The sequence below is a fragment of the Vibrio sp. 10N.222.49.C12 genome (assembly GCF_041475025.1).
Classification (GTDB): domain Bacteria; phylum Pseudomonadota; class Gammaproteobacteria; order Enterobacterales; family Vibrionaceae; genus Vibrio; species Vibrio crassostreae_C.
Genome location: NZ_JBFRVF010000096.1, coordinates 1 through 23,582, shown reverse-complemented (window position 1 = coordinate 23,582; position 23,582 = coordinate 1). Strand labels below are relative to the sequence as shown.

Sequence of the window (23,582 nt, the reverse complement as noted above, 5' to 3'; positions counted from 1 at the left end):
TCTACCCTGCCAGATAGGGTCTATACCTAGCCACAACTTCTCTTCCTTAGCACTCTGGTTTCTATCTCTATTATGTTTCATAAAATATACTCAGTTTCATTCTTCAATAGAGAGAGGTTATAAATACGTAAAGGAACTAGAGGGAGAACTAAATGCCAACTATCACGGTCACATATTCAAGAAAGAAAGTGATTTCTATAAGAAAAAGCAAAGCCATATTAGTAAAACCAACAAGATAATAATTAAGTACATCACTCCACTTTTCTTTACCTTGGTAATATTGAACAATTTATTAATAATATTCAATACTGATACAAGCATAGAAAATACATTTGAGTCTATTATATGCCTCATCCTTCTACATCACATAATTTTTTTTGCGAAAGAGTCCTAAGATGAAAAAATATAAAGTTTTTATAAGCTACGCAAGAGAAGAATCAAAAATCAAAGATGGAATAATTAGTTATCTAAGACCTTTATCAGACAACAACAGATTAGAGATCTGGCATGATAGGGAAATGAATGTAGGCGACCGATTTGATGATATAATAAAGAAGAAATTAATTGAAAGTGACATCGTGATTTTTCTTCTATCTCAAAACTTTCTCAATTCTGATTATTGTCGAAAAGTTGAAGAAGAAATAGCATTACAACGTTATAAAGATAACGAGCATGATTTGTTTAGAATAATTCCGATCGTGGCATCTAAATGTCATTATAGTAACTCTGAATTAAAACATTTTAATATGCCACTTGACGCAATGTCGATAAAAGAGTTTGGAGAGGAAGCTTACTTCGAGATATCAAAAGAGATAGAAGGAGTTCTGGATGTTTTAGATGAAAGCTCGACTTATAAAAGTAATATTTTAGAAGAAAAATCAGAAAACAATAGTAGATTAAGTACAAGTTTTAAAAGTTTTCTAAATAATTTAGGCTTCACTATTCAAAAAAATGGTGTCGAAGACATTCAACTATTAGATCTATTTGTATACCCTGATTTAAAAAGAATAAATAACGAAATAGAAAACACAGATGTTTTTGTTGATTCAAAGAATTTAATTGAATCTGGTGATTTTAAAGACAAGCTACAGATTTTTCTTGGCGATGAACAATCTGGAAAAACTTCTTTATCAAAAGTTCTGTACCTTAAGGCTATTTCCAACGGATTAACGCCTATATATTTAAAAGGGGAAGATATAAAAAAGGCGAATGAATTTAATAAGCTAGTTGAAAAATCTTATACAGAACAGTATTTAAATAGTGACTTTCTTAGACGTGCTGATGTGATCCTCATCATCGACAGTCTTACAGATTCACCTCTCAATCAGAAATTTATGAAAAACCTCATTTCTCATGAAATTTCAAATTATCAAAGTGTCATTATTACATCTGATACGATGATGAGAATGCAAGATCAAATAATAAATGAATTCAAAGATTACACAATTTATGAGTTACAAAGCCTAGGCTCTAAGAAGAAAGACGAACTCGTCGATAAATGGAATATCTTAGGAAGAGATGAAAGTTGGTGCGTAAGTGAAATGCAGAGCCAACATGATTACCTAGTTCAAAGCATTGAATCTGTCATGATGAGAAACATTGTCCTTAGCAAACCAATTTTTGTCTTAATGATTCTTCAAATCTTAGAAACTAATTCATCTAATGACTTTTCACTTACATCATACGGGCACTGCTACCACTCACTAATCATTGACGCTCTCCAGAGGGTTAATATTAGAAATGATCAACATTCAGACTATTTCAACTATCTTTCGGAACTTGCTTTTTACATTTATTCAAAAGGAAGCAATACGATTTCTGGAGATGAAATACCTGACTTCCAAAAAAAATATAGCGAGAATTATTTAATTAACTCGCATGACGATTTCTTCAACAAAATACTAAAATCACGAATAATCGTCAAAGATTATAACGATAATCATAAATTCCAGTATAAATATTTATTTTACTTTTTTATTGCTAAAAGCCTCGCCGAAAATGAAAACATTTTAGGTCATGTTAAAGAATTGTGTGAGCGGATTCATTCTGAAAAACATGCAAATATATTAATATTTGTAACTCACCACACCAAACAAAGAGTAGTTATTGATACCATTATTGAGCGTGTTTCTAATATATTCTCAAATCAAAAAGCAGCGACATTAGATACAGATGAATTGGAATTCTTGAGCGAATTCACCTCAAAAATCCCAAAAATGGTTATTGACAATCGAAAAGATGTCGAAGAAGAAAGAAAAAAAATACTGGATGAAAAAGATGAAATAGAGAAAGAATCTTTATTAGCAGAGCAATTTGAAGTAAAGGAAAATGACGACGAAGATATGGAGATAGTTAACCAAGATCTATTAGATGTGAATCGTTCCTATCGAGCATTAGAGATATTAGGGCAAATTATAAGAAATAGAAAAGGCTCACTACCAAAACCCTTATTAAACAAATTAGGCCATGAGGCATATACTGTTGGATTAAGATTTTTAGGCTATTATTTAGGGGTAACTCAAGAGTTAAAAGAAGAGATCGTAGATGAAATACATCGGCTAATATCTACAAAACGTAGTTGGGATGATAAAAGAATCACAAAGGAAGCTAGGTTTTACTACTGGACTTTTGTTTACTCAATGTCTTTAAATGTTATAAGAAAAACGGCACTGTCAGTTGGCCACAAAGATTTACAAGGCTTCTATGAAGAAATTGCTAACAACATCAACACTGAAGTAGCTAAACTGATTGAAATTCAAATTGATATTGAGTTTACCAAGAAGATCCCAAAGAAAAAATTGGAAAGCTTGTGGGAAAATCTGGGGGACAATATTGTAACAAGACGGTTACTTCAAGATATCCTTGTGAGGCACCTTCACTTAAACTATGTTGAACATACAGATAAAAATTGGATTTCTACCAATCTTGATATTCCCTTACTTGAACAACAGCGTCTACAACAAAAGATAAAAATCCCTTTGCTCGACTAGTTAACTCAATTTTTGATTAAAATGTCAAAAACAAAAAAAGGCCTCGCAATGCGAGGCCTTTAGTTTTTCTATCTATCAGAAGAGATTAGTCGCGAAGTGCTGCGCCGAATTTCTCTGAGATTGAAGCTACGATAGCATCTACTGAACCAGCGATGTCTGCATCTTCTAGTGTGCGCTCTACAGACTGTAGGCTAAGTGCGATTGCTAGGCTCTTCTTACCTTCTTCAACGCCTTGACCAACGTATACGTCGAACAGTTTAGCGCCTGTTAGGAATTCGCCACCCGCTGCGATACACGCTTCTACGATGTCGCCAGAAGCTACTGCTTCGTCAACAACTACTGCGATATCACGACGGTTTGCAGGGAACTTAGATACTGCTACTGCTTCTGGAAGCACGCGAGTGTTGATAGCTGCCCATTCGATTTCGAATACGATAGTGCGGCCGTTAAGACCAAACTTACGCTCTAGTTCTGGGTGAACAGTACCAATGATACCCACTTCTTTGCCGTCTACTACGATAGCCGCAGTTTGACCTGGGTGAAGTGCTGGGTGCTTCGCAGATTTGAAGCTGTATGCGATTTCGTTTGCAGAAAGCTCAAGAACGGCTTCTAGGTCACCTTTAAGATCGAAGAAATCTACAGTGTTAGTTGCAATGTCCCAGTGCTCTTCGCCACGAGTACCAGAGATAACGCCCGCAAGCATCATTTCTTGGCGCATGCCGTTTTCAGCAGTTGCTTCAGGGATGAAACGTAGGCCTGATTCGAATAGACGAACGCGAGACTGTTGACGCTTCTGGTTGTGAACAACTGTGTTTAGTAGACCTTGGATTAGGCCAAGACGCATTGCTGACATATCCGCAGAGATTGGGAATGGCAGGATTAGCGGCTCAACACCAGGTACAACAAGTTTTTGCTGCTCTGGTTCTACGAAGCTGTATGTGATTGCTTCGTGGTAGCCACGGTCTACAAGAAGGTCACGAACGCGCTTAAGCGGTTGGTCAGCTTCTTTGTGGTCATTCATTTTAAGTGCCGCTTTAGGCGCTTGGTTTGGAATGTTATCGTAACCGTAGATACGACCTACTTCTTCAATTAGGTCTTGCTCGATTGCGATATCAAAACGCCAAGATGGAGACGTTGCCGTCCAGCCAGCGTCTGTCGTTTCAACGTTACAACCTAGGCGAGTAAGAATTTCCACTACGTCTGTAGATGGGATTTCGTGACCTAGTAGGCTATCTAGCTTAGCGCGACGTAGAGCAACTACGTTTGCTTTAGGAAGATCAGCTTCAGATTCGCTGCCGTTTACTGGCGCAACTTCACCACTACAGATTTCAACTAGAAGCTGTGTTGCACGCTCCATAGCTGCTGCTTGAAGTGTTGAATCAACACCACGTTCGAAACGTAGAGAAGAATCTGTGTGAAGGCCGTAAGCACGTGCGCGACCACGGATATGATCCGGTGCGAAGAATGCTGCTTCAAGAAGTACGTCTGTTGTTTCAGTCGTAACACCTGAATCTTGACCGCCAAAGATACCAGCGATTGCTAGTGCTTTGTTGTGGTCTGCGATAACAAGTGTGTTGCTGTTTAGTTCAGCTTCGTTGCCATCTAGAAGTGTTAGTTTCTCGCCCTGCTCTGCTAGACGAACCACGATGCCGCCTTCGATCTTAGCGAGATCAAATGCGTGCATTGGTTGGCCTTGCTCTAGCATCACGTAGTTTGTGATGTCTACAACTGGGTCGATTGAACGGATACCACAACGACGCAGTTTTTCTTGCATCCAGATTGGAGATTCCGCTTTCACGTTTACGTTCTTAACCACACGGCCAAGGTAACGTGGACAAGCATCAGTTGCTTTGATTTCAACAGATACTGTGTCTTCTATGCTTGTTGCAACAGCGTCAACTGTTGGCTCTGTAACGTCTGCGCGGTTTAGTACGCCAACTTCACGAGCAAGGCCACGGATGCTGAAGCAGTCTGCGCGGTTTGCTGTTAGGTCTACGTCGATAGTTACGTCGTTAAGCTCAAGAAGCTCACGTACGTCCATGCCTAGCGTTGTGCCTTCTGGTAGCTCAAGGATGCCGTCAGACTCTACGTCGATACCTAGCTCAGAGAAAGAACAAAGCATGCCGTGCGATGGAACGCCACGTAGTTTTGCTTTCTTGATTTTGAAGTTACCAGGCAGTACTGCGCCAACTGTTGCTACTGCTACAGTTAGGCCAAGACGACAGTTAGATGCACCACATACGATGTCTAACAGCTCTTCTTCGCCGATATCAATTTTAGTTACTTGTAGTTTGTCTGCGTCTGGGTGCTGACCGCACTCAACCACTTTACCTACTTTAACGCCGGTGAATTCACCAGCAACAGGTTCTACATCGTCAACTTCCAAACCAGCCATAGTGATTTGGTGAGCTAGCTCTTTGCTGTTAATTGCAGGTTTAACCCACTCGCGTAGCCAAGATTCACTGAATTTCATAGTTTTGACTGCCCCGGATTACTTGAATTGTTTAAGGAAACGAAGGTCGTTCTCGAAGAACGCACGAAGGTCATTTACGCCGTAACGAAGCATCGTTAGACGCTCTACACCCATACCGAATGCAAAACCAGAGTATTTCTCAGGGTCGATGCCAACAGAGCGAAGTACGTTAGGGTGAACCATGCCACAGCCTAGAACTTCTAGCCATTTGCCATCTTTACGTTTCACGTCAACTTCAGCTGAAGGCTCTGTGAACGGGAAGAATGAAGGACGGAAACGCACTTCAACTTCTTCTTCAAAGAAGTTACAAAGGAAATCGTTAAGAATGCCTTTAAGTTGTGCGAAGTTTACGTTCTCATCAACTAACATACCTTCCACTTGGTGGAACATTGGCGTGTGAGTTTGATCGTAGTCGTTACGGTAAACACGACCCGGAGCAATGAAGCGGAATGGCGGTTTGCCGTTTTCCATCGTACGGATTTGAACACCAGAAGTGTGCGTACGTAGCATTAGATCAGGGTTGAAGAAGAAAGTATCGTGATCAGTACGAGCTGGGTGATCGTCTGCGATGTTTAGTGCATCAAAGTTGTGGAATGCATCTTCGATCTCAGGGCCAGACTCAGTGCTAAAGCCAAGCTCACCAAAGAACTGTTCGATACGCTCAACAGTGCGAGTAACTGGGTGAAGACCACCGTTCTCAATGCGACGACCTGGTAGGCTCACATCGATAGTTTCTTCAGCTAGTTTCGCTTCAAGCTCTGCACGTTGTAGTGCGTCTTTGCGAGCTGCGATCGCTTGTTGAACAGCACCTTTCGCTTTGTTGATCTCTTGACCAGCAGTGCGACGCTCTTCAGGTGGAAGTTTACCTAGGCTTTGTAGTTGAAGAGTTAGTTCACCCTTCTTACCTAAATACTGAACTCGCACTTCATCAAGTGCGACTAACGAATCTGCTGTATCAATAGCAGTCGTTGCATTAGCAATGATCTCTTCTAGATGTTGCATCATTTCCTCATCTACCAGTTGGTAGTGTCCGTATCGGATGATTAGTTTTTTTAGATAGCTACACATAGTAATCAAACACGCAACCAATGCCAAATTGAATCGCTAAAAGAACAAGTTATTGCCTAAAAACACGGCAAATTTAACAGGATATTAATGAGGAGTAGGAAGAAGTGGAACAATTACAGGTTCCACTTCTTAATTTGGAAATGACCTGAAGGCTAGATCTGAATAGAACAAACGCTGTTCTTCCCTGCGTTTTTTGCTAAATAGACGGACTCATCCGCCGCTTTAATCAATTCGTTCATGGTTTCGAATTCTTGGGTCATTTCAGCGACACCGACACTAATACTGCCAATCCAAACTTGATGACTGGTTTCAACCTCTAATTCAGACACTTTCTGTCGAGCGGTTTCCGCGATGTACATCCCACCTTTAAGGTCGGTGTTTGGGCAAATAACCAAGAACTCATCGCCACCTAACCGGCAAACAATATCATCATTACGGAACGTGTTTTTCAGTTCACGCGAGAGGGTTTGTAGCACCAAGTCGCCTGCATCATGGCCGCTGGTGTCATTAATGCGCTTGAAGTGGTCGGCATCAATCATAATACACACTAAAGGCATGCCCAGTTCTTTGGAGTCTTGCCAATGCAGCGCTAACTGTTTAAAAGCACTACGACGGTTATGCAAATTAGTAAGAGAGTCGGTTAATGACAGTTCTTCAAGTCTCTTATTCGCTCGTTTTAATTCTGCCGTACGTTCCTCAACTTTATCTTCGAGTAACTGGTTGAAGCGTAACAACTGTTTGTTTCGTTCAGAGACTTGTTCAAACAGGCCGTTAAGCGCAGCCAACAGCGGGACAGTCGCAGAATCTTGCTGCTTTTCTTCCGCTTCAAAGGCTTGCAGAGGTGTCGCGCCCTCTTCTATCGCGGTCATTTGTCGCGCCATGTTTTGGTCGATGCCGAGGATGTGGTAAGCAAGCCAGTGGATCAATAAATCAAGTAACTGCCGTGCTGACGACTGATCTTCTTCCATGATGAAAGCTTGCATACTGTAGATATCTTGCATAAATACACGATGCACTTTGATATGCTCTTCAATGTGTCGCTCATACACACCGCAATCTCTCATCAAAGATTCTTCTTCTTTAAAGTGAAATTCGGCATAGCATGTGAGATCGAGTAAAGCGACGTTTATGTCGTCGATAGAGATAGTGTTCTCTGACAACAGATTTCCGTAGTGGTTGATAATACCAACAAGATATTGATGCTGTTCATCTACAACACCAATGCCTGTTTCAAAGTTTTTATCCCAATTAAATGAATTCATAAATCCCTTAAGGCCGATACCACCAGCACGATTTACATGCATATTCGGAGGTTATAGATACTGAAAAAATATAACCATTTTACATGTAGGTTTATTCGATTGTTTGATCCACTTTATAAAAAGACGACTTTGAACATTCTAAATATGGCTCATCTTAAATTTGAGACGTCCCCCCCAACAGGAACGCCCCACGAAGCTAACATTAGAAATAATATTCCAACGCCATCTCAACAAAGTCATCCTTGCGTGCGAAGAACAACAAGTCCTCTGGGGTTTCGTTCTCAAACAACCAAGCATTCAGTCGCCACTTGAGATTGTTGTTAATACGGCTCGATGCCTCTAGCTTGGCACTGTAGACATCACTGTTATCTAAGTCTTGAGTGATACCAGTAAGCACTTCGGTGCCGTCTTCATCGTTCAAAGCGAAACGTGCCCCAAGGAACACATCACTTTGGCCGATGGTTTGGGCATTGTTGCCTCGGCTGTCATACAGGTATTCAGCGATGAAGCCGATGTCCCAGTACGATTCAAGCGCCCCTACCCAAGTGTATTCAAAGCCTGTCGCCACGCCGGTATGGTTGTCGTAGCTGTCGCGATAAATGCTTTCCAGCTTCCATAACCAGTCACCGATAATGCCTTGAACATCCAATCCGAAGTGTTGCATTTGGGCGTAGTATGGCTTGAGTTGATTGCCTTCCACACGGTAATAAGGGTCGCGGTTTGTGCCGCCTAAGTAGCTTAAACCGACATCCCAATCACCGTACATTTGGCTGTAACGCAATGCCACATCAACGTGTTTTTCTTCTCGTGAAGATTCGTAAAGCGCATCGTCCAATACTGGCACGGTTGGCCTTAATCGACCGTCTTCGCCTGCGAAGGTACGCTCACGAAAATACGGCAGTAACATGGCGTCTATGGTGCCCCACTCTTTTATCGAGGTGAAGTGCACCATAGGCTGACCTAACTTGGATTCGCCATCGACCGATTCAATGGCATCGGTCTGGTTTACCACATCCACTAAATGCGCCGATTCGGTTACGCCCCAAAATACCTTTCCAACACCCGCTCGCAGTTCGTAATCATCCCAATAGGTTAAATACAAGGCTTCGCGAATATCACCATGAGTTCGTTCATCGTCTTCACTGTCTAGGCGATAAAACGGGGTGAAGGTAATGCTGCCGTTGCCCTCTTGTTGCTCCCAGTAAAACTCTGGCTGCAACACCAGTGAGCTTTGTCCTTTGTCTTGCCCTTGTAAGCCGTCGCTAAAGAACTGCCTATGTTCAAGGTTAACCTGCCCTGCGATATCAGGACTAAAGCCTGCCGCCACACAAGGCAACGGCACCTGCATAAGCCCGACGGTCGCCGCCAAGGTTAAGGATAATTGGGTTCCTGTTGCCACAATCCTTTTCATATTCCTGCCTTATTTCGCACGTTTTAGTGTGTTCTTTTGGAAATCCTTGTCTTTAAGACCGGTCTGGAATACTAAATCTGTCGTGGTTAATACGGTGCTTTTGCCTGTTTGATGGTTTTGCATCGCCATGGTGTGTGCGCGCCAGTATTGGTTTAGGTACTGTTTGTAATCTTGGAACGATAGAGTTTTAAGCAGTGCGCCTTTGCGGTCGTAAAACTCGACTTTCATTGGGCGGTAGTGCTGTTGGTCTAGCCATACCTTTTGCATGGTGTAGCCTGAGTTTTTATCGGTCGGTACTTGCTCTAAAACAAAGGTGTCTACGCCTTCCAGTTTCGCGTCTTCAATGTAGTTGAAGGTGTACTTTTCAAGTTCAAACGAGCTTAAGTCCTCATACGCAAATTCACTGCCCATAAACGGGCCAGATTTGTTGCGTGAAGAGATGCGTTTTACACGCTTGAGTGCAGGAAGATACAACCACTGGTCATCGGATTTGGTGATGTGCGAATGGTTTAGGAAAGCCGTGCCTTTTACGTCGCGTGGTTCATCAAAAATGGTTAAGCCTTTGTCGCCATCGTCATCGACTTCCAAAGATTTCAATCGCATCAGACGTGTACTGCTTTCGCCCTGCTTGTTGCGAAGTAGCATTTCCATGATTGCGACAGAATCGCCCCACCCGACATCGACCGCTTTACGTTGCTCGGCAATTTCTAAGCCTTTCGCAGGGTCTGCTAACGCTGGGAAAGCGGCGAATGTGCTCAGTGCCAACGAGCTAACAGTAAGTAATGTAGTAGCGAATGTTTGTTTAACGCTTTTCATAAATATCTCCTTGAGTCAGCCCACCGCAGCAGGCCGACGTTTCCTTATTTGGTCGAAGTAGTCAGTTCGGCTGTCGATCTAGGCTGCGACTTGGTATCTGGCTTTGATTCGTGCTGAGTTTTAGCTGAATAGTGGGTCTGTTTGTCGAAGATCATCAGTAAGCTTGGTAGCAAGATGAAATCGACCACCAGCGCAATGAAAATCACAATCGCGCTGAGTAAGCCCATGTCGGAGTTGAGTCTGAAGCTCGACATCGCCAGTACAGAGAAACCGGCCACTAGCACAACAGTGGTGATCCACAAAGCGCGACCTACGGTGTGGAAAGCGTATCGAACCGCTTCTTCTGCTGATTTCCCTTCGATTCTTGCGCGCTGGTATTTACTCAAGAAGTGCACCGCATCATCAACCACGATACCCAACGTGAGCGTGACCACGACTGACAAACCGAGGTTGATTTCACCTGAGATAAGCGCCCATAAACCAAAGCCAATGATCGCAGGCGCAATGTTGGGCACTAGGCTGATCATGCCTAAGCGAACCGAGCGCAATGCAAAGATCATCAAGCCAGAGATAAGCACTAGGGTGATAGGCAAAGTTGATAGCATGCTCGCCATGTTGGTTTCGCCAATATGAGCAAACATCAGTGACGGGCTCGAAGCCACCACTTCATATTGCGGTGCATTGGCTGCAAACCATGAGTAAATGCGCTCTTCGAGTTCGACTAGCTCAACGCTGCCAAGGTTATCGACGGTGAGTACCATTTTGATCGATGATTTATCGACGTTGATCTGGTTGTTCAAGTCCAAGCCGTACGGCAGAGACATTTCGTAAAGCAGCAGATATTGCGCGGCAAGTTCACGGTTCAGCGGTAGCTTGTAGTAGCTGTCGTCGTCGGCATGCATATTCTTGTTCAAACGCATATAAACATCAGAAAGCGTTGCCACATGGTCAGTTTCTGGTTGAACGCGTAGCCACTTAGTAAAGTCACCAATTGCTTGCAAGAACACAGGATCAGCAATCGCTTGAGACTCGTTAGTTTTCACTGCGATACTGAGGGTTGTCATGCCGCTTACGGTCTCTTCCATGAAGTCAGCCGCTTGTCTGAATTCACTTGAGGTATCGAAATACTTCACCGATTCATCGTTGACTTTGTTGAGCGGAATTAACGCGGCAGCGCCAACAATCACTAGCGTAGAAATCGGCAGCAGTGCTTTACGGTTAGTTACGACAAAATCGCCCAGCTTATCCATGAAGGTGACTTTGTCTGCCGCCTTAGGGTTGGCAGGTAGACGTTTGACTGGCAGCAGTTTTAGCAACGCTGGCAACATAGTCACAGACAAGAAGCACGCAATAAGTACACCCAGTGCCGATAAGTTACCGAAATCACGCAGCACTGGTGAGTCCGACATGTTCATCATCAGGAAACCAATCGCAGTGGTCACCGAGGTGATCAGGATCGGCATCGCATTGAGCTTGATGCTGTATTGAATGGCTTGTGCTTTCTCCATACCGCGCTGCATCGATTGTCTCATGGTCACAATCACGTGAACACAATCAGCTACCGCCAAAGTTAAAACCAAGGTTGGCACATTCACGGTTGCGGTACTCAAGAACATCCCTGCCCAACCAGACAATCCCATGGTGGCAACAATCGAAGAGATGATCACAATGAGCGTCGCCACCACACTAAACAACGAGCGCAGCATAAAGGTCAGGAACACCAGTACCACCAACAGCATTAAGGGAACGAGCGTTGAGCTGTCTTCTTGAGCCGAAGTCATAAACGCGTTGTTCATGGCTATGATGCCCGCTTTATGGAATTCGACATTAGGATACTGAGCTTGGTACTTGCCGATCATGGTATTGATTGCCGCAATCACCTCTTGCACTTCTGCGGTTTTGTCCACTTCTGGCAGTTGCACGGTGACGTTCACAATCGTCACATCGCCAGAGGCCGACACCAAGGCATTCTTAAGCAACGGCTCGTTAAGGGCGATCTGTTTTACTTTGGCGATGCGTTCTGGTGTGTGTTCGTACTCTTCATACAGCAAGTCTTCTACCAAAAGATCATCTTCAATGGCTTCGGTGTGCTGATAATTAGCAAGGGAATCGACACGGCTTGAATACGGGATCTGCCACGCATCAACCGTGAGATTTTGAATCAGGGTGAGAGTTTCAGGGGTGAAGACATTGCCATCTTCAGGTGCGACAACAATCGCAAGGTTGTCGGTTTTTGCAAAGGTGGTTTGGATTTCATCGAACGCCATCAACTGCTTGTTGGTGCCTTCGAAGAAGATGTTGTAGTCCCCTCTAAAGTAGAGGTTCTTAGCCCCTAATGCAGAGAGAATGATGATTGAAAACACCACTAGCAGAACGATAAACGAACGCTTGGTAGGTATTGAGTGCCAACTGTTTAGATCTGTGTTTGCGCTATCGGCATTAGGGTTATCTCGGTTTTGCTGATCGAACGTGGGCTTCTGGCTGTCATGTTTCATCACAGTCTCCATTTGTGACGATTCGTCATATTTGTGTCATAAAAAGCCAGCCGAAGCTGACAAAAGACACAATGCTTAGTCAAACACTCAAGAAAACAGCAACCACAGTCGGTCAGTCTCAAGTTTGTGACGAATCGTCAAAAATGGTTATTAATAAACCCACATGTGTGGGCTTAACGGAAGCTATCGACCTACAGACTCTAAGTAAGCGATCTCTTCACTGAACAGTTCTTGTTCTACACGACGCCAAGTTTTGCGGTAATCCCAGTCACTAGAAAGGGGCTGCCAATTGAGGCCGTCTAGAATCATGTTCGCGTTGTGTAATACTGAATACGGGTCTTGTAACCGCTTAATACAATGACTGTTTGATGCGTTCTGTGACAAGGCATTTGAACCAAATGCGATTGACCAGTTAGCAAAAACGATGGCATCTGAGCCAACGCCAGAAGAGAACTTTAGGTCACCCGCTTCTACCGCTTGGTTAACCATAGAGTCGCATTGTTCAATCACCAACTCTTCCAGTTCATTCATCTCTGCGACGCGTGCACTAGACGCTTTCTCTAGTACCCACGGGCTTTTAGCCATGATCGCACAGGTTGATAGTACCGGTTCCATGCGAGCATAGATTCGGTAAGCAACGTGCAATGCGACGATCTTTTCACGTGTGTTGCCTTCAAACTCTCCAGAGCGAGCAAACATCATTGCTTCTGTCTTGAGAGAGTGAATACATAACGCTAAAACGACGTCTTCTTTGCTGCAAAAGTGATTGTATATCGTACCTTTAGAATAAGAGCTCGCTGCCGTTAGCTTGTCCATCGTGAGGTTTCCGAACCCTTGTTCTCGAACCAGATCTTTTGCTAACAACATCAACTCTACTTCTCGGTCTGCAATAGACTGCTGCTTTTTAGACAACACGCCTTTGCAACCAAAGATACCTTGTTTATCGCCTTTACAACCAAAGCCAAACATAATTTTTTAGTCCGTATATGAGCTTAGCCGTTATCTAAGCTTCGCCAGTATTTAAAACACTCCTATCCAATATATTAACACGAATAGTAAATTCATGTAGTTAACCATTTTGTGACGCTTCGTCATTTCTGACTTATCGTCATAATAGCGCAAATATTGATCATATCAAGGGTTTTATAAATTAAATACATTTTGTGAATGGAAAGAGAATAAATGGGATATAGCTAAGAAAATCATCAATAGTTGACCTAAAGAGAAGACTTTAAAAGAAGACCTGTATTGTGACCAACAGAATGTGGACGCGAATTGGGCATTCTTAACCTAACAAAGAATGTCGGCACTTTAAGCTGCTATGCGTATTCATGCCCAATGATTCCTAGCTTAAACCACAAGAATGAATGACTGTAGGCTTACTTTATGGGGCAGACGTCTCCTTATGGTCAATATTTGGCTTACTAATGCCGTTTTCTGTTAAGTTGCTATAAATTCGGTAAGGGGTGACTTACAATAGTGACAACGACTTACCTTTTTTGAGAACACGATATTGAGCGCCAAATATTCTTATTTAGCTTGGCAAGTGAATACTTCTAGCCCTGCAGAAAAGCTGGTTTTATTGATGCTTGCAGACGGTGCTGACGAATTCGGCTACACCAATGTGTGCCTACAAACAGCAGGTCAACTTTGTGCTCTCTCTACGTTTGGTTTAGCCGACTGTCTTAAGTGTTTAGTCGACCAAGGTTTTCTCGATAAGGTAAAAGTAGATTATCGGGATAAAAAAGAGATTCACGTTTTCAAAATGCTCATTGAGCAAGAGCAAACTGCGGCGCACGTTGAGGTTCAACCGACCAATAGTATTCCGGTCTACTCTACGGCACCTGCACCTGCACCTGCACCTGCACCTGCACCTGCACCTAAGTTTCAGCCTGCTCCGGCACCAATGCAACATATGCAGCAGGCCCCTCGCCCACAAGGTCGAGGCTCAATGAACAGCAACACCGTCTCTACTCATGATCTCAACGAAGAAGAGATACCATCATGGGCAGAACGTGCGTTTAAATTCTCCGGTTTGACCGGTGACCATAGTTTAGTATGGAAGAAATTTGTCCTCTGGTATAAAGCCAAAGCCAATGAATTAATGCCATTATCTCGGATTGAATCCAAGCTGCAGTACTGGCTAGTTAACGAGAAGCAAAATGAAAGACAACAACAGCAGAAGACCGCTCAATATTCAGGAAATGCAGGACAAGCTCAAGGAAATGGGTATAGACAAAAGCTTAGCCCATCTGAACGCTTCAGGCAGCAGCTCATTCAAAAAGGCAAAAAGCCAACCTTCTGAGCCAGCTCAACCTGTTGTACCTGACGCTACAGGTCCATTAGTACCTGAAGTGATTGAAGCGCAAAGTACCGAAGTGAAAGTAGCGGCTGCACAAGCTGCGGATTCTGGTGCGTCTCAACAAGTACCTGTTGTTGATCAAGATCCTGCAGAGCTGGAACTAACCGATTGGTGTATTCACGTGTTCGGCTCTTTCTTGAGCGTGTACGAAACGCAGTGGGAATATCAGTACGGTAGTGAGCCAAGCGGTAAGTTCATTGAGTTTGCCAACTCTGTTGATTCAGACGGCCTTAACCGCGTTTTAATGCACTGCCACGAACGTATTCAGCTTGGCAACAGCTGGCCGCCGCAAATGGGTGAGCTGTGGATCCTGAAAGATTCTTTAACTGAAGAAGAGTTGCTGGATAGCCGTATCCGTGTGTTGTCTCGCACCGCTGCCAACAAAATTGAAAAATGGCTGATTCAGAACAAACTGTATGACTTGAAGCGTACGGCTGAAAACAAGCTGGATGGTCTGTTTAAGAAGTACTACTTGGAAGCAAAACGTTTAGATGAGAAAGGCATGCTGGAAACGGAGTTGCCGCAATTCCTGCTTGCCGCTAACTCAGTGAAAAACCTAAACGATTTAAAACGTGAAGAGTACGAAAGCCAGCACGGCAAAGCGATTAACCCAAGAATCCAGCGTATTCTGAACAGTAAAAAGTAACCGTCTACCCGCTGCCTGTTAGAAGAAAACAGAGTTGCAATTACCCGGTTAACAGATACAAAAATGCCAGCTATCAAGCTGGCATTTTTTATGAATTCTAACGAACTCTTTAGCGACTAACCGACCGTTATTTACGATCGTCTTACTGATTAATTACAGTAGGTGGATAGTTGCGTTTAGAGAGAAAACGCCAGAGTCGTCATCTTTCATTTTGAAGTTTTGGTAGCTAGCGCCTACAGATAGTGGACCAAAGATAAAGTATTCAGCGCCTACAGCGTACATTACGTCTACATCGTCTTGCTTGAAGTTATCGCCTTTCACTTCGTATGAGTGAAGACCACCCTTCGCGTATACGTGAAGAGGACCGAAGTCGATGCTTGGTTTGATCGCTAGGTAAGCAGTGCTTACGTCAACACCTTGTTTAGCACGGTTGCCGTAGCTAACGTTGTCGAAAGAACCTAGATCCCAGTAACCCGCTTCAACACCGATTAGTGGAAGGATACCTGTACCTACGTGGATGCCCACCGCGTTTTCATCTTCACCAGCGAATGAGTTTTGACCACCCATTACACCGCCGTACAACCAAGAATCAGCCATTGCTGTTGAAGATGCACCTAGTAGTGCTAGTGCCAATAACGTTTTTTTCATATTCGACCTTTTTCGTCCTAGTGGCAGGCCTTGAGTGGTAATAAATTGCCACCAAGTCGCCCTGTATGTAATAACTATTCAATTAGTAATGCAATAAGCAAGATTTATACCCAAACCTTGCCATTGCGTCTAGCTTTATTCCTTTAGCAAGCATCAATCGCGTTTTTAACACGCTTATCTGATACTGGGTAAGGCGTACCGAGCTGCTGTGCGAAGAAGCTTACACGAAGCTCTTCTATCATCCAACGCACCTCTTTTACATTTTCTGGAACCGCGATCCCTTTTGGAATTTTATTCAGCAGTTCTTTGTAATCATTCATTACTGACTCAACTTTGATCATGTGAAGACGATCTTTGTTCGGGTCAATTGGCAGTTTTTCCATGCGGCGTTCAATCGCTCTCATATAGCGTAGAATATCCGGCAAGCGTTTCCACCCACATTCTGTGGCAAAACCCTTAAAAATCAAACCTTCTACTTGAGCTTTTATGTCAGAAAGTGCGAATGCCATAGAAAGATCCACGCGTCCTTTCAGCTTTTTACTGATGCTGAATGCCGTGGTTAGGATGGTTTCAACCTGTTGAGCAATCTCTACTACGGTATCACCCAGCTCTGCACGTACGTGTTCTTTCAGAGCTTCAAACTGCTCTGGTTCCCAAACCAAACCGCCCTTCTCTTCAATCAGCTTATCAATACCACAAGCGATACAGTCATCGATAAGATCGAGTACCTGTCCGTATGGGTTGAAGTACAAGCCAAGTTTCGATTTGTTCGGCAGGTTCGAGTGCAAATATTTGATCGGTGATGGCACGTTCAACAAGATTAAACGACGCTGACCCGATTTCATTGCCGAGATTTGCTCTTGCTCGGTTTCGAACAGTTTGATCTCTACGCTGTCTTTAGAATCCACCAGCGCTGGGAAGGCTTTAACATCGTAGCCGCCGCGTTTCTGCTGATACACTTTTGGTAACTCACCAAAGCTCCAGGTATGCAGGTTCTGTTGTTCAATATCGTCGTCAGCAACCTTAGAAAGCGTTTCTTGAACCTTGTCTTTCAGACTTTCTTTTAGCTCATGCAGGTCTTTCTGTTCTTTCAGCTTACGCTTGCGATGATCTACAGCGCGGAATGTTACCTTTAAGTGCTCAGGGATCTGGTCTAACTTCCAGTCATCACGTACCACTTCCACACCCGTCATGCGGCGTAGCTCTTTCTCAAGAGAATCCAGTAACGGTGCTTCAAGCGGTGTCACACGTGCCAAGAATGCATCTGCGTAGTTTGGCGCAGGTACAAAGTTACGGCGTAGCGTTTTAGGTAACGACTTAATCAAGCTAATTACTAGCTCTTGACGTAGACCCGGGATCTGCCAATCAAAACCGTTCTGGTCGATCTGGTTCAAGATAGGCAGCGGAATGTGTACCGTTACACCATCGTTATCGTCGCCCGGCTCAAATTGGTAACTCAGCTTGAGTTTGATACCGTTTTGGTGCCAGAAGTTCGGGTAATCCAGATCGGTAACGTGGCTAGCATCACCGCGGAACAGCATCGATTTTTCAAAGTTAAGCAGCTCAGGGGTTTTCTGACTGGTCTTCTTCCACCATGTATCAAAGTGACGGCCAGAAACCGCCTCTTCACCAACACGCTGGTCATAGAAATCGAACAGTTCATCATCGTCGATCAAGATGTCACGACGACGCGATTTATGCTCTAGCTCTTCGACTTCTTGTAGAAGCTTACGGTTCTGCTTGAAGAAGGTGTGTTTGGTTTCCCACTCACCTTCAACCAATGCGCTGCGTACAAACAACTCGCGGCTGACGGTTGCATCAATCGCACCGTAGTTCACAAGGCGCTTAGGAACAATTGGGATTCCGTAAAGCATCACTTTTTCGTGTGCCATTACCGCTGCTTGTTTCTTCGACCAATGTGGTTCGCTGTAACTGCGTTTAATCAGGTGTTTCGCTAGCGGTTCAATCCATTCAGGTTGAATCTTCGCGATAACACGGCCCCAAAGTTTTGAGGTTTCTACCAGCTCCGCAGACATGATCCACTTAGGCTGTTTCTTAAATAGGCCAGACGCAGGGAAGATGTGGAAGCGTGCATTACGTGCACCTTGATACTCATTCTTCTCTTGGTCTTTCATACCAATGTGCGAAAGCAGACCTGATAGCAGTGACATGTGAATGCCATCGTAGCTGCCCGGTTCTGTATTCAACTTAGTATCTAGCTCACGCATTGCTTGGTGAATTTGGAAGTACACATCTTGCCATTCACGGATACGTAAATAGTTGAGGTAATCTTGCTTACACTGTTTGCGGAACTGGTTACTCGACAGCGCTTTTTGCTGCTGCTTGATGTAATCCCATAAGTTCACAAACGTGATGAAGTCAGATTCTTTATCGAAGAAGCGCTTGTGCTTGTCATCAGACGATTGTTGCTTATCTGATGGACGCTCACGCGGATCTTGAATCGACAACGCAGACGCGATCACCATCACTTCGTGTAGGCATCGGTTACGTGGCGCTTCAATTACCATACGCGCTAAACGTGGATCGATAGGCAGTTTTGCCAGCTTACGACCAATCGCGGTTAGCTTCTTCTTGTCGTCGCCGTGGTTCTTGTTTTTGTTCGCTGACGGTTCAACGGTGGCGATCGCACCAAGCTCTTCAAGCAGCCTTACACCATCTTGAATGTTGCGCTTATCGGGCGCTTCAACAAATGGGAACGCTTGAATGTCGCCTAGACCAAGCGCTGTCATCTGAAGAATTACAGACGCTAGGTTAGTACGAAGGATTTCTGGGTCAGTAAACTCTGGGCGTGATTCGAAATCTTCCTCTGAGTACAGACGAATACAGATACCTTCCGCAACACGACCACAACGACCTTTACGCTGGTTAGCACTCGCTTGAGATACTGGCTCAATCGGTAGACGTTGTACTTTAGTACGGTAGCTGTAGCGGCTGATACGCGCCGTACCCGGGTCGATAACATACTTGATGCCCGGTACGGTTAACGAGGTTTCTGCCACGTTAGTTGCCAGCACGATGCGTCGACCAGTATGAGACTGGAAGATACGGTTCTGCTCACCCGCCGATAGACGCGCGTAAAGCGGAACAATTTCAGTATCGCGAAGGTTACGTTTACTCAATGCATCTGCGGTATCACGAATTTCTCGCTCACCGTTCATGAAGATCAAGATATCGCCAAGCCCTTCATCACACAGCTCATCAACGGCTTCAAAGATGCCTTCGATTTGGTCGCGGTCTGAATCACTTTCATCACCACCTAATGGGCGGTAACGCGTATCAACTGGGTAAGTACGACCAGACACTTCAATGATCGGTGCATTGTTAAAGTGCTTAGAGAAACGCTCTGGATCGATGGTTGCCGACGTGATGATCACTTTCAGATCAGGACGCTTTGGCAGTAACTCTTTCAGGTAACCCATGATGAAATCGATGTTCAGGCTACGTTCGTGCGCTTCATCGATAATGATGGTGTCGTACTGATTTAAGAATCGGTCGTGTTGAATTTCCGCCAGTAGAATACCGTCGGTCATCAGTTTGATTTGGGTATTGTCAGAAATTTGGTCGTTGAATCGAACCTTATAACCAACGAACTCACCCAGCTGTGTTTCCATCTCTTCAGCAATACGGTTCGCAACCGAACGCGCCGCAAGACGACGGGGCTGAGTGTGACCAATTAAGCCAAAGCGGCCGCGGCCAAGCTCAGAACAGATTTTTGGTAGCTGAGTGGTTTTACCCGAACCCGTTTCACCCGCCACGATAACCACTTGGTTTTCAGCGATGGCTTTCGCGATGTCTTCGCGCTTTTGGCTAACCGGGAGAATTTCTGGGTATTCAATCGTTGGTTTCTGTGCCGCACGCTGAGTTGCCGTCATCATCGACTTAGCAATGTCTAACGCAATCTCATCAAAGACAGCATGCTTAGCTTGTTCGTTCTTAATTTTGCTCGCACCAGCAATTCGCTTACTCAAACGGAAGCGATCGCGCATCATACATTCGTTGAGCGCTTTACGAAGAGAGGCTGGGCTATTCTGAGATGATTTGTTGTTTGTCGCTGATTGATCAGCTTTTTTGGTATTTGATTGTTCAGCAGACTTTTTCGATGCCGCTTGGTTTGGCTTGGCTTTGCTCTGTGAAGAACTTGGCTGTGCTGCATTCTTGTTGTTATCTGCTTTTTCCGGAGACGAAGTCAAAGCGTGTCCTATTCTTGTACTTATTAAACTCGCGCGATTATATCACAAGTCTCAAACAAAAAAGCCTGACAGCAAAGGGAAAACCTTTAGCTATCAGGCTGATTAATCTCGCTAACACTCGCAGGAGCTATGAAAGCGCGGTCAAATGTAAGTCGTACTTAGTCAACTCTGGTTTAAAGCTAACGTTAAAAACTGCGCTTAAAACTCATATTGGAAGTAAACCGTGTTGTAGTTACTACCGCCTTTGATACGACCATACTGAGAGGATTTTTCAAAGATTGCAGAACGGTGATGCAATGAATAACCGAACCATAAGTTGTTCAAGTCATTCTTACCGATCAAGTCGCCCACATTCACATCAAATGAGAAATCTAAGTAGTTCAAAAGATGGCTTGCTGTATACCCTTTACGATCCATTTCAGTACCTTCGATGTAGGTAATCGAATCGATGTAAGACATACCTTCTGCCACACCAAAACGCCACTGAGTTGGCCAATCAAAGGTGTAGTACGCTTTGATTGCGATAATGTATTCGGTGCTGCTTGATTGAACGTCTGAGCTCCAGTGGTGGGCAATACCTGGGGTCAAATAGATATCCAATGGCAAGCCGAAGATCTCATCAGTTAATGGGTGTCCATAGAAGAACGAGGTCAACTGGTTGTTGTATTCGTCTTTTTCTCTATTGAACTTCATGATGTCGCCAATATTGGATGGCGTTCCCCAGCCGTGTGCGACACGTAAGTACGGCGCATTGCTCAGTTTAGGTTTTGGCGCTTTCTCTTTGTCGTTAAAGAAACCAAAGCCAAGGTACAATTCCCCCTGATAACGGTCTTCAACAATCGAAGAATCGTAAGCGTTATCGTCCAATCGAGTCACACTGGTTGAACCCAATAAGTACAAGTTAGAAACCACATGGTAACGCGTTTCAACACCAACATTTAAGTCAACACCAGCACCAATGGTTTCATTAGATGCGGAGTAATACTCACTGTTGAAATCAGCACTTTTATAACGCAGCGTCGCGCTCGGGTAAAACTCCCAATCTCCAGTTTCATACTTGGCTTTAGCTCGTAAGTTACCGTGGAAGTTGTATTCACTGTCGCTCATTAACTCCGTCTCGACAGACCAATAATCATCAAGTTGGTAGGTCAGTTGAGCACCAAAGTCCGCCGTATCGCCTTCAATCGCGTTCTGCTCAGATGCAGGAATATCAATAAAGCGCATGCGAGAGATAGCATTGAAAGACCACTTCTCATCGTCAGTTTGATAGAGGTATGCCCCCATCTCAGTACCGTCAATAAACACATAATCGTTCTTGAAAAACAGCATCGGTACGAATGAGCTAACCGATTGGTCGCCACCAGACGTGTCATAAGGGATGCTTGCTGTACGGAACATTGCAGCGATGCCCCACTCTTGCTCTTCAGCGGCCCACGCATTAGCACTTACGAAAATGCCACTTAGGAAAGCGCTACCTAGTAAAACCAATCCAGATGAAGGAAGAGTCGGTAAATATTTGAGCTTCATTCTTGTGTAATTACTCTTTGAAAAAAATATTGTTTTACTGATTAGACATTTATTAACCATGACGGCTAACTATTTTTAGGTTTGCTCGGCATTGACCGTTACAATGTAGAATATTCTCGGTTAAATGAAAGTATTGTGAAAGTCTCCGAATTACAAAACATTATAGATCACTTACCCAAAGATTCCGATCCAGATATTGTTATGGGTGAGGCGTGGTTGCCTGAGCGTTTGGTGGATACCAACCTAGACGGTGACATGCTATTTCTTGAATTCGATAATGCCCCTGAAGACAATCAGGGGGATGAAGAAGGCCGTGGCTTTGTTGAGCACGAGATTGCTATGATTCGAGAAAAGCTCGAACTGTTATTAGACGAGCCTTCCGATACCAAGACCAAAGCCGATGCCCTATTGGCAATATTTCTAATGGGCCATGAACTTTCTAGCTCAGAAGTTATCGAAGTTCTTGAATCAACAGAATCTGAAACGACAGAGCCTGAGATTGCAGAGCATAATCAACAGAATCTGACTCAGTAGAATTTGAAGCATCAACGCTTGGAACCACAAAGCCAGACACGAACAAGCTCGAAACAAAAGAACACCACGACGACTAGCCACCAACGATTTTAGGTACCGTATTGAAACCCTCTACGACATCATCTCTTCCCCTGTTACTCGCCGGACCCATTTTAAGAAAAACCACCGCGACTGAAGTAGTACTTTGGTTAGCCACCAGCTCGCCTCTTACAGGCAGAGCCGAGCTTCATACTCAAGAAATAGACGATTCTGAAGCAGCACAAGACCAGCCGTTTTATACCTCATCGCTTGAAGAACATGATTCGATTCAAATCGGTACACATGCGTGGATAACGCTAATTCGCTTACAAGGTGAGTTTCCGACTAATACGCTGCTTGAATATGACATTCACACAGAGTCAGGTTCACTAAAAGAGCTCGCCCCTCACCTTGTTTACAACGGTAAATCTCGCGTTGAGTTTAAGATATCGACCTCAGCTGATTACATTCTTCATGGCTCTTGCCGCAACCCGCATCATCCAAGCAAAGACAGCCTAGTTGCAGCCGATAACAAGATGGCCGATCAAACCGTCGCTGAAAGACCCGACATGCTGATGATGAGCGGCGATCAGATCTACGCCGACCATGTGGCAGGCCCAACACTTGATGCTATTCAACAAGTGATTCACCTGCTTGGCCTTGTAGGCGAAAGCTTACCGACTGACTCGCAAATTAAACAAATCAACAACAGTGACGCTCTGTATAACAGTGAATACCACTTATACCAGCGTCATCACTATTTGCCGCACCACACAGCTTCAGAATCCATGCTCGATAAGTTATTCCCGAACCGTGGCGTGCCGATTTTTAGCTCTACCGATTGTGAAAACCACTTGGTCACGCTGTCTGAGTTTATCGCGATGTACTTATTGGTTTGGTCTCCGACACTGTGGCAATGCGTCAATCGAGAGCGTTTAATTGAGAATAACTTCACTCAAGGTGGACGCCAATTAACACCGACTGAGCAGCAACAATGGCGTGATGAAAGCGTCATCATGGATGATTTCATTGCTGGCTTACCGCAAGTGCAACGTCTGTTCGCGCATATTCCAACGTACATGATCTTCGATGATCACGATGTGTGATCACCAAGCGATTCT

General features: G+C 44.2%; 14 protein-coding genes and 1 pseudogene. 5 read left to right on the top strand and 10 right to left on the bottom strand.

Features of this window, described 5'->3' with window-relative positions:
* The first annotated feature begins 395 nt into the window (after positions 1–395).
* On the top strand, positions 396–2,990 hold the full coding sequence (locus AB4583_RS20380) for a TIR domain-containing protein (protein ID WP_372119134.1): 2,595 nt from the start codon (positions 396–398) through the stop codon (positions 2,988–2,990).
* An 85-nt stretch (positions 2,991–3,075) separates the two neighbouring features.
* On the opposite strand, the gene pheT is transcribed toward AB4583_RS20380, so the two are convergent.
* The 7 genes from pheT to AB4583_RS20345 all read right to left on the bottom strand — a co-directional run bounded on the left by pheT (position 3,076) and on the right by AB4583_RS20345 (position 13,484).
* Positions 3,076–5,463 carry a phenylalanine--tRNA ligase subunit beta gene (gene pheT / locus AB4583_RS20375; protein ID WP_372119131.1) on the bottom strand — a complete coding sequence of 796 codons (2,388 nt, stop codon included), beginning with the start codon at positions 5,461–5,463 and terminating at the stop codon, positions 3,076–3,078.
* 18 nt (positions 5,464–5,481) lie between these two features.
* Positions 5,482–6,465 (bottom strand): phenylalanine--tRNA ligase subunit alpha, encoded by a 984-nt coding sequence (gene pheS / locus AB4583_RS20370; protein WP_004734764.1) that lies wholly within the window; start codon positions 6,463–6,465, stop codon positions 5,482–5,484.
* 218 nt (positions 6,466–6,683) lie between these two features.
* A complete protein-coding gene (locus AB4583_RS20365) occupies positions 6,684–7,793 on the bottom strand; it encodes a GGDEF domain-containing protein (protein WP_029235308.1) in 1,110 nt (369 codons plus the stop codon).
* 202 nt (positions 7,794–7,995) lie between these two features.
* Positions 7,996–9,204 carry a hypothetical protein gene (locus AB4583_RS20360; protein WP_372119127.1) on the bottom strand — a complete coding sequence of 403 codons (1,209 nt, stop codon included), beginning with the start codon at positions 9,202–9,204 and terminating at the stop codon, positions 7,996–7,998.
* Positions 9,205–9,213: 9 nt separating this feature from the next.
* Positions 9,214–10,020, bottom strand: a complete 807-nt coding sequence (locus AB4583_RS20355; RefSeq protein ID WP_372119124.1) for an outer membrane lipoprotein-sorting protein — start codon at positions 10,018–10,020, stop codon at positions 9,214–9,216.
* A gap of 44 nt (positions 10,021–10,064) precedes the next feature.
* On the bottom strand, positions 10,065–12,527 hold the full coding sequence (locus tag AB4583_RS20350) for an RND family transporter (protein ID WP_372119121.1): 2,463 nt from the start codon (positions 12,525–12,527) through the stop codon (positions 10,065–10,067).
* 171 nt (positions 12,528–12,698) lie between these two features.
* The gene (locus AB4583_RS20345; RefSeq protein WP_004741595.1) at positions 12,699–13,484 is read right to left on the bottom strand and encodes a TetR/AcrR family transcriptional regulator; all 786 of its coding nucleotides are present in this window, start codon (positions 13,482–13,484) and stop codon (positions 12,699–12,701) included.
* Between the two features lie 544 nt (positions 13,485–14,028).
* Between AB4583_RS20345 and AB4583_RS20340 the strand changes: the two genes are divergently transcribed.
* A complete protein-coding gene (locus AB4583_RS20340) occupies positions 14,029–14,820 on the top strand; it encodes a hypothetical protein (protein ID WP_372104587.1) in 792 nt (263 codons plus the stop codon).
* Complete coding sequence (locus AB4583_RS20335) at positions 14,741–15,523, top strand: hypothetical protein (protein WP_136974838.1); 783 nt, start codon at positions 14,741–14,743, stop codon at positions 15,521–15,523. The genes AB4583_RS20340 and AB4583_RS20335 overlap by 80 nt, the downstream gene beginning before the upstream one ends.
* Before the next feature lie 153 nt (positions 15,524–15,676).
* Here AB4583_RS20335 and AB4583_RS20330 read toward each other — a convergent pair whose 3' ends face one another.
* The 3 genes from AB4583_RS20330 to AB4583_RS20320 all read right to left on the bottom strand — a co-directional run bounded on the left by AB4583_RS20330 (position 15,677) and on the right by AB4583_RS20320 (position 21,909).
* On the bottom strand, positions 15,677–16,171 hold the full coding sequence (locus tag AB4583_RS20330) for an outer membrane beta-barrel protein (RefSeq protein ID WP_017060444.1): 495 nt from the start codon (positions 16,169–16,171) through the stop codon (positions 15,677–15,679).
* A 143-nt stretch (positions 16,172–16,314) separates the two neighbouring features.
* Positions 16,315–20,382 carry an ATP-dependent RNA helicase HrpA gene (gene hrpA, locus AB4583_RS20325; protein ID WP_372119116.1) on the bottom strand — a complete coding sequence of 1,356 codons (4,068 nt, stop codon included), beginning with the start codon at positions 20,380–20,382 and terminating at the stop codon, positions 16,315–16,317.
* A 198-nt stretch (positions 20,383–20,580) separates the two neighbouring features.
* On the bottom strand, positions 20,581–21,909 hold the full coding sequence (locus AB4583_RS20320; RefSeq protein WP_372119113.1) for a MipA/OmpV family protein: 1,329 nt from the start codon (positions 21,907–21,909) through the stop codon (positions 20,581–20,583).
* Between the two features lie 81 nt (positions 21,910–21,990).
* On the opposite strand from AB4583_RS20320, the gene AB4583_RS20315 reads away from it, so the two are divergent.
* Complete coding sequence (locus AB4583_RS20315; protein WP_102428589.1) at positions 21,991–22,443, top strand: hypothetical protein; 453 nt, start codon at positions 21,991–21,993, stop codon at positions 22,441–22,443.
* A 101-nt stretch (positions 22,444–22,544) separates the two neighbouring features.
* Positions 22,545–23,564: pseudogene (locus AB4583_RS20310) on the top strand (alkaline phosphatase family protein); the annotation flags it as partial.
* Between the last annotated feature and the right edge of the window lie 18 nt (positions 23,565–23,582).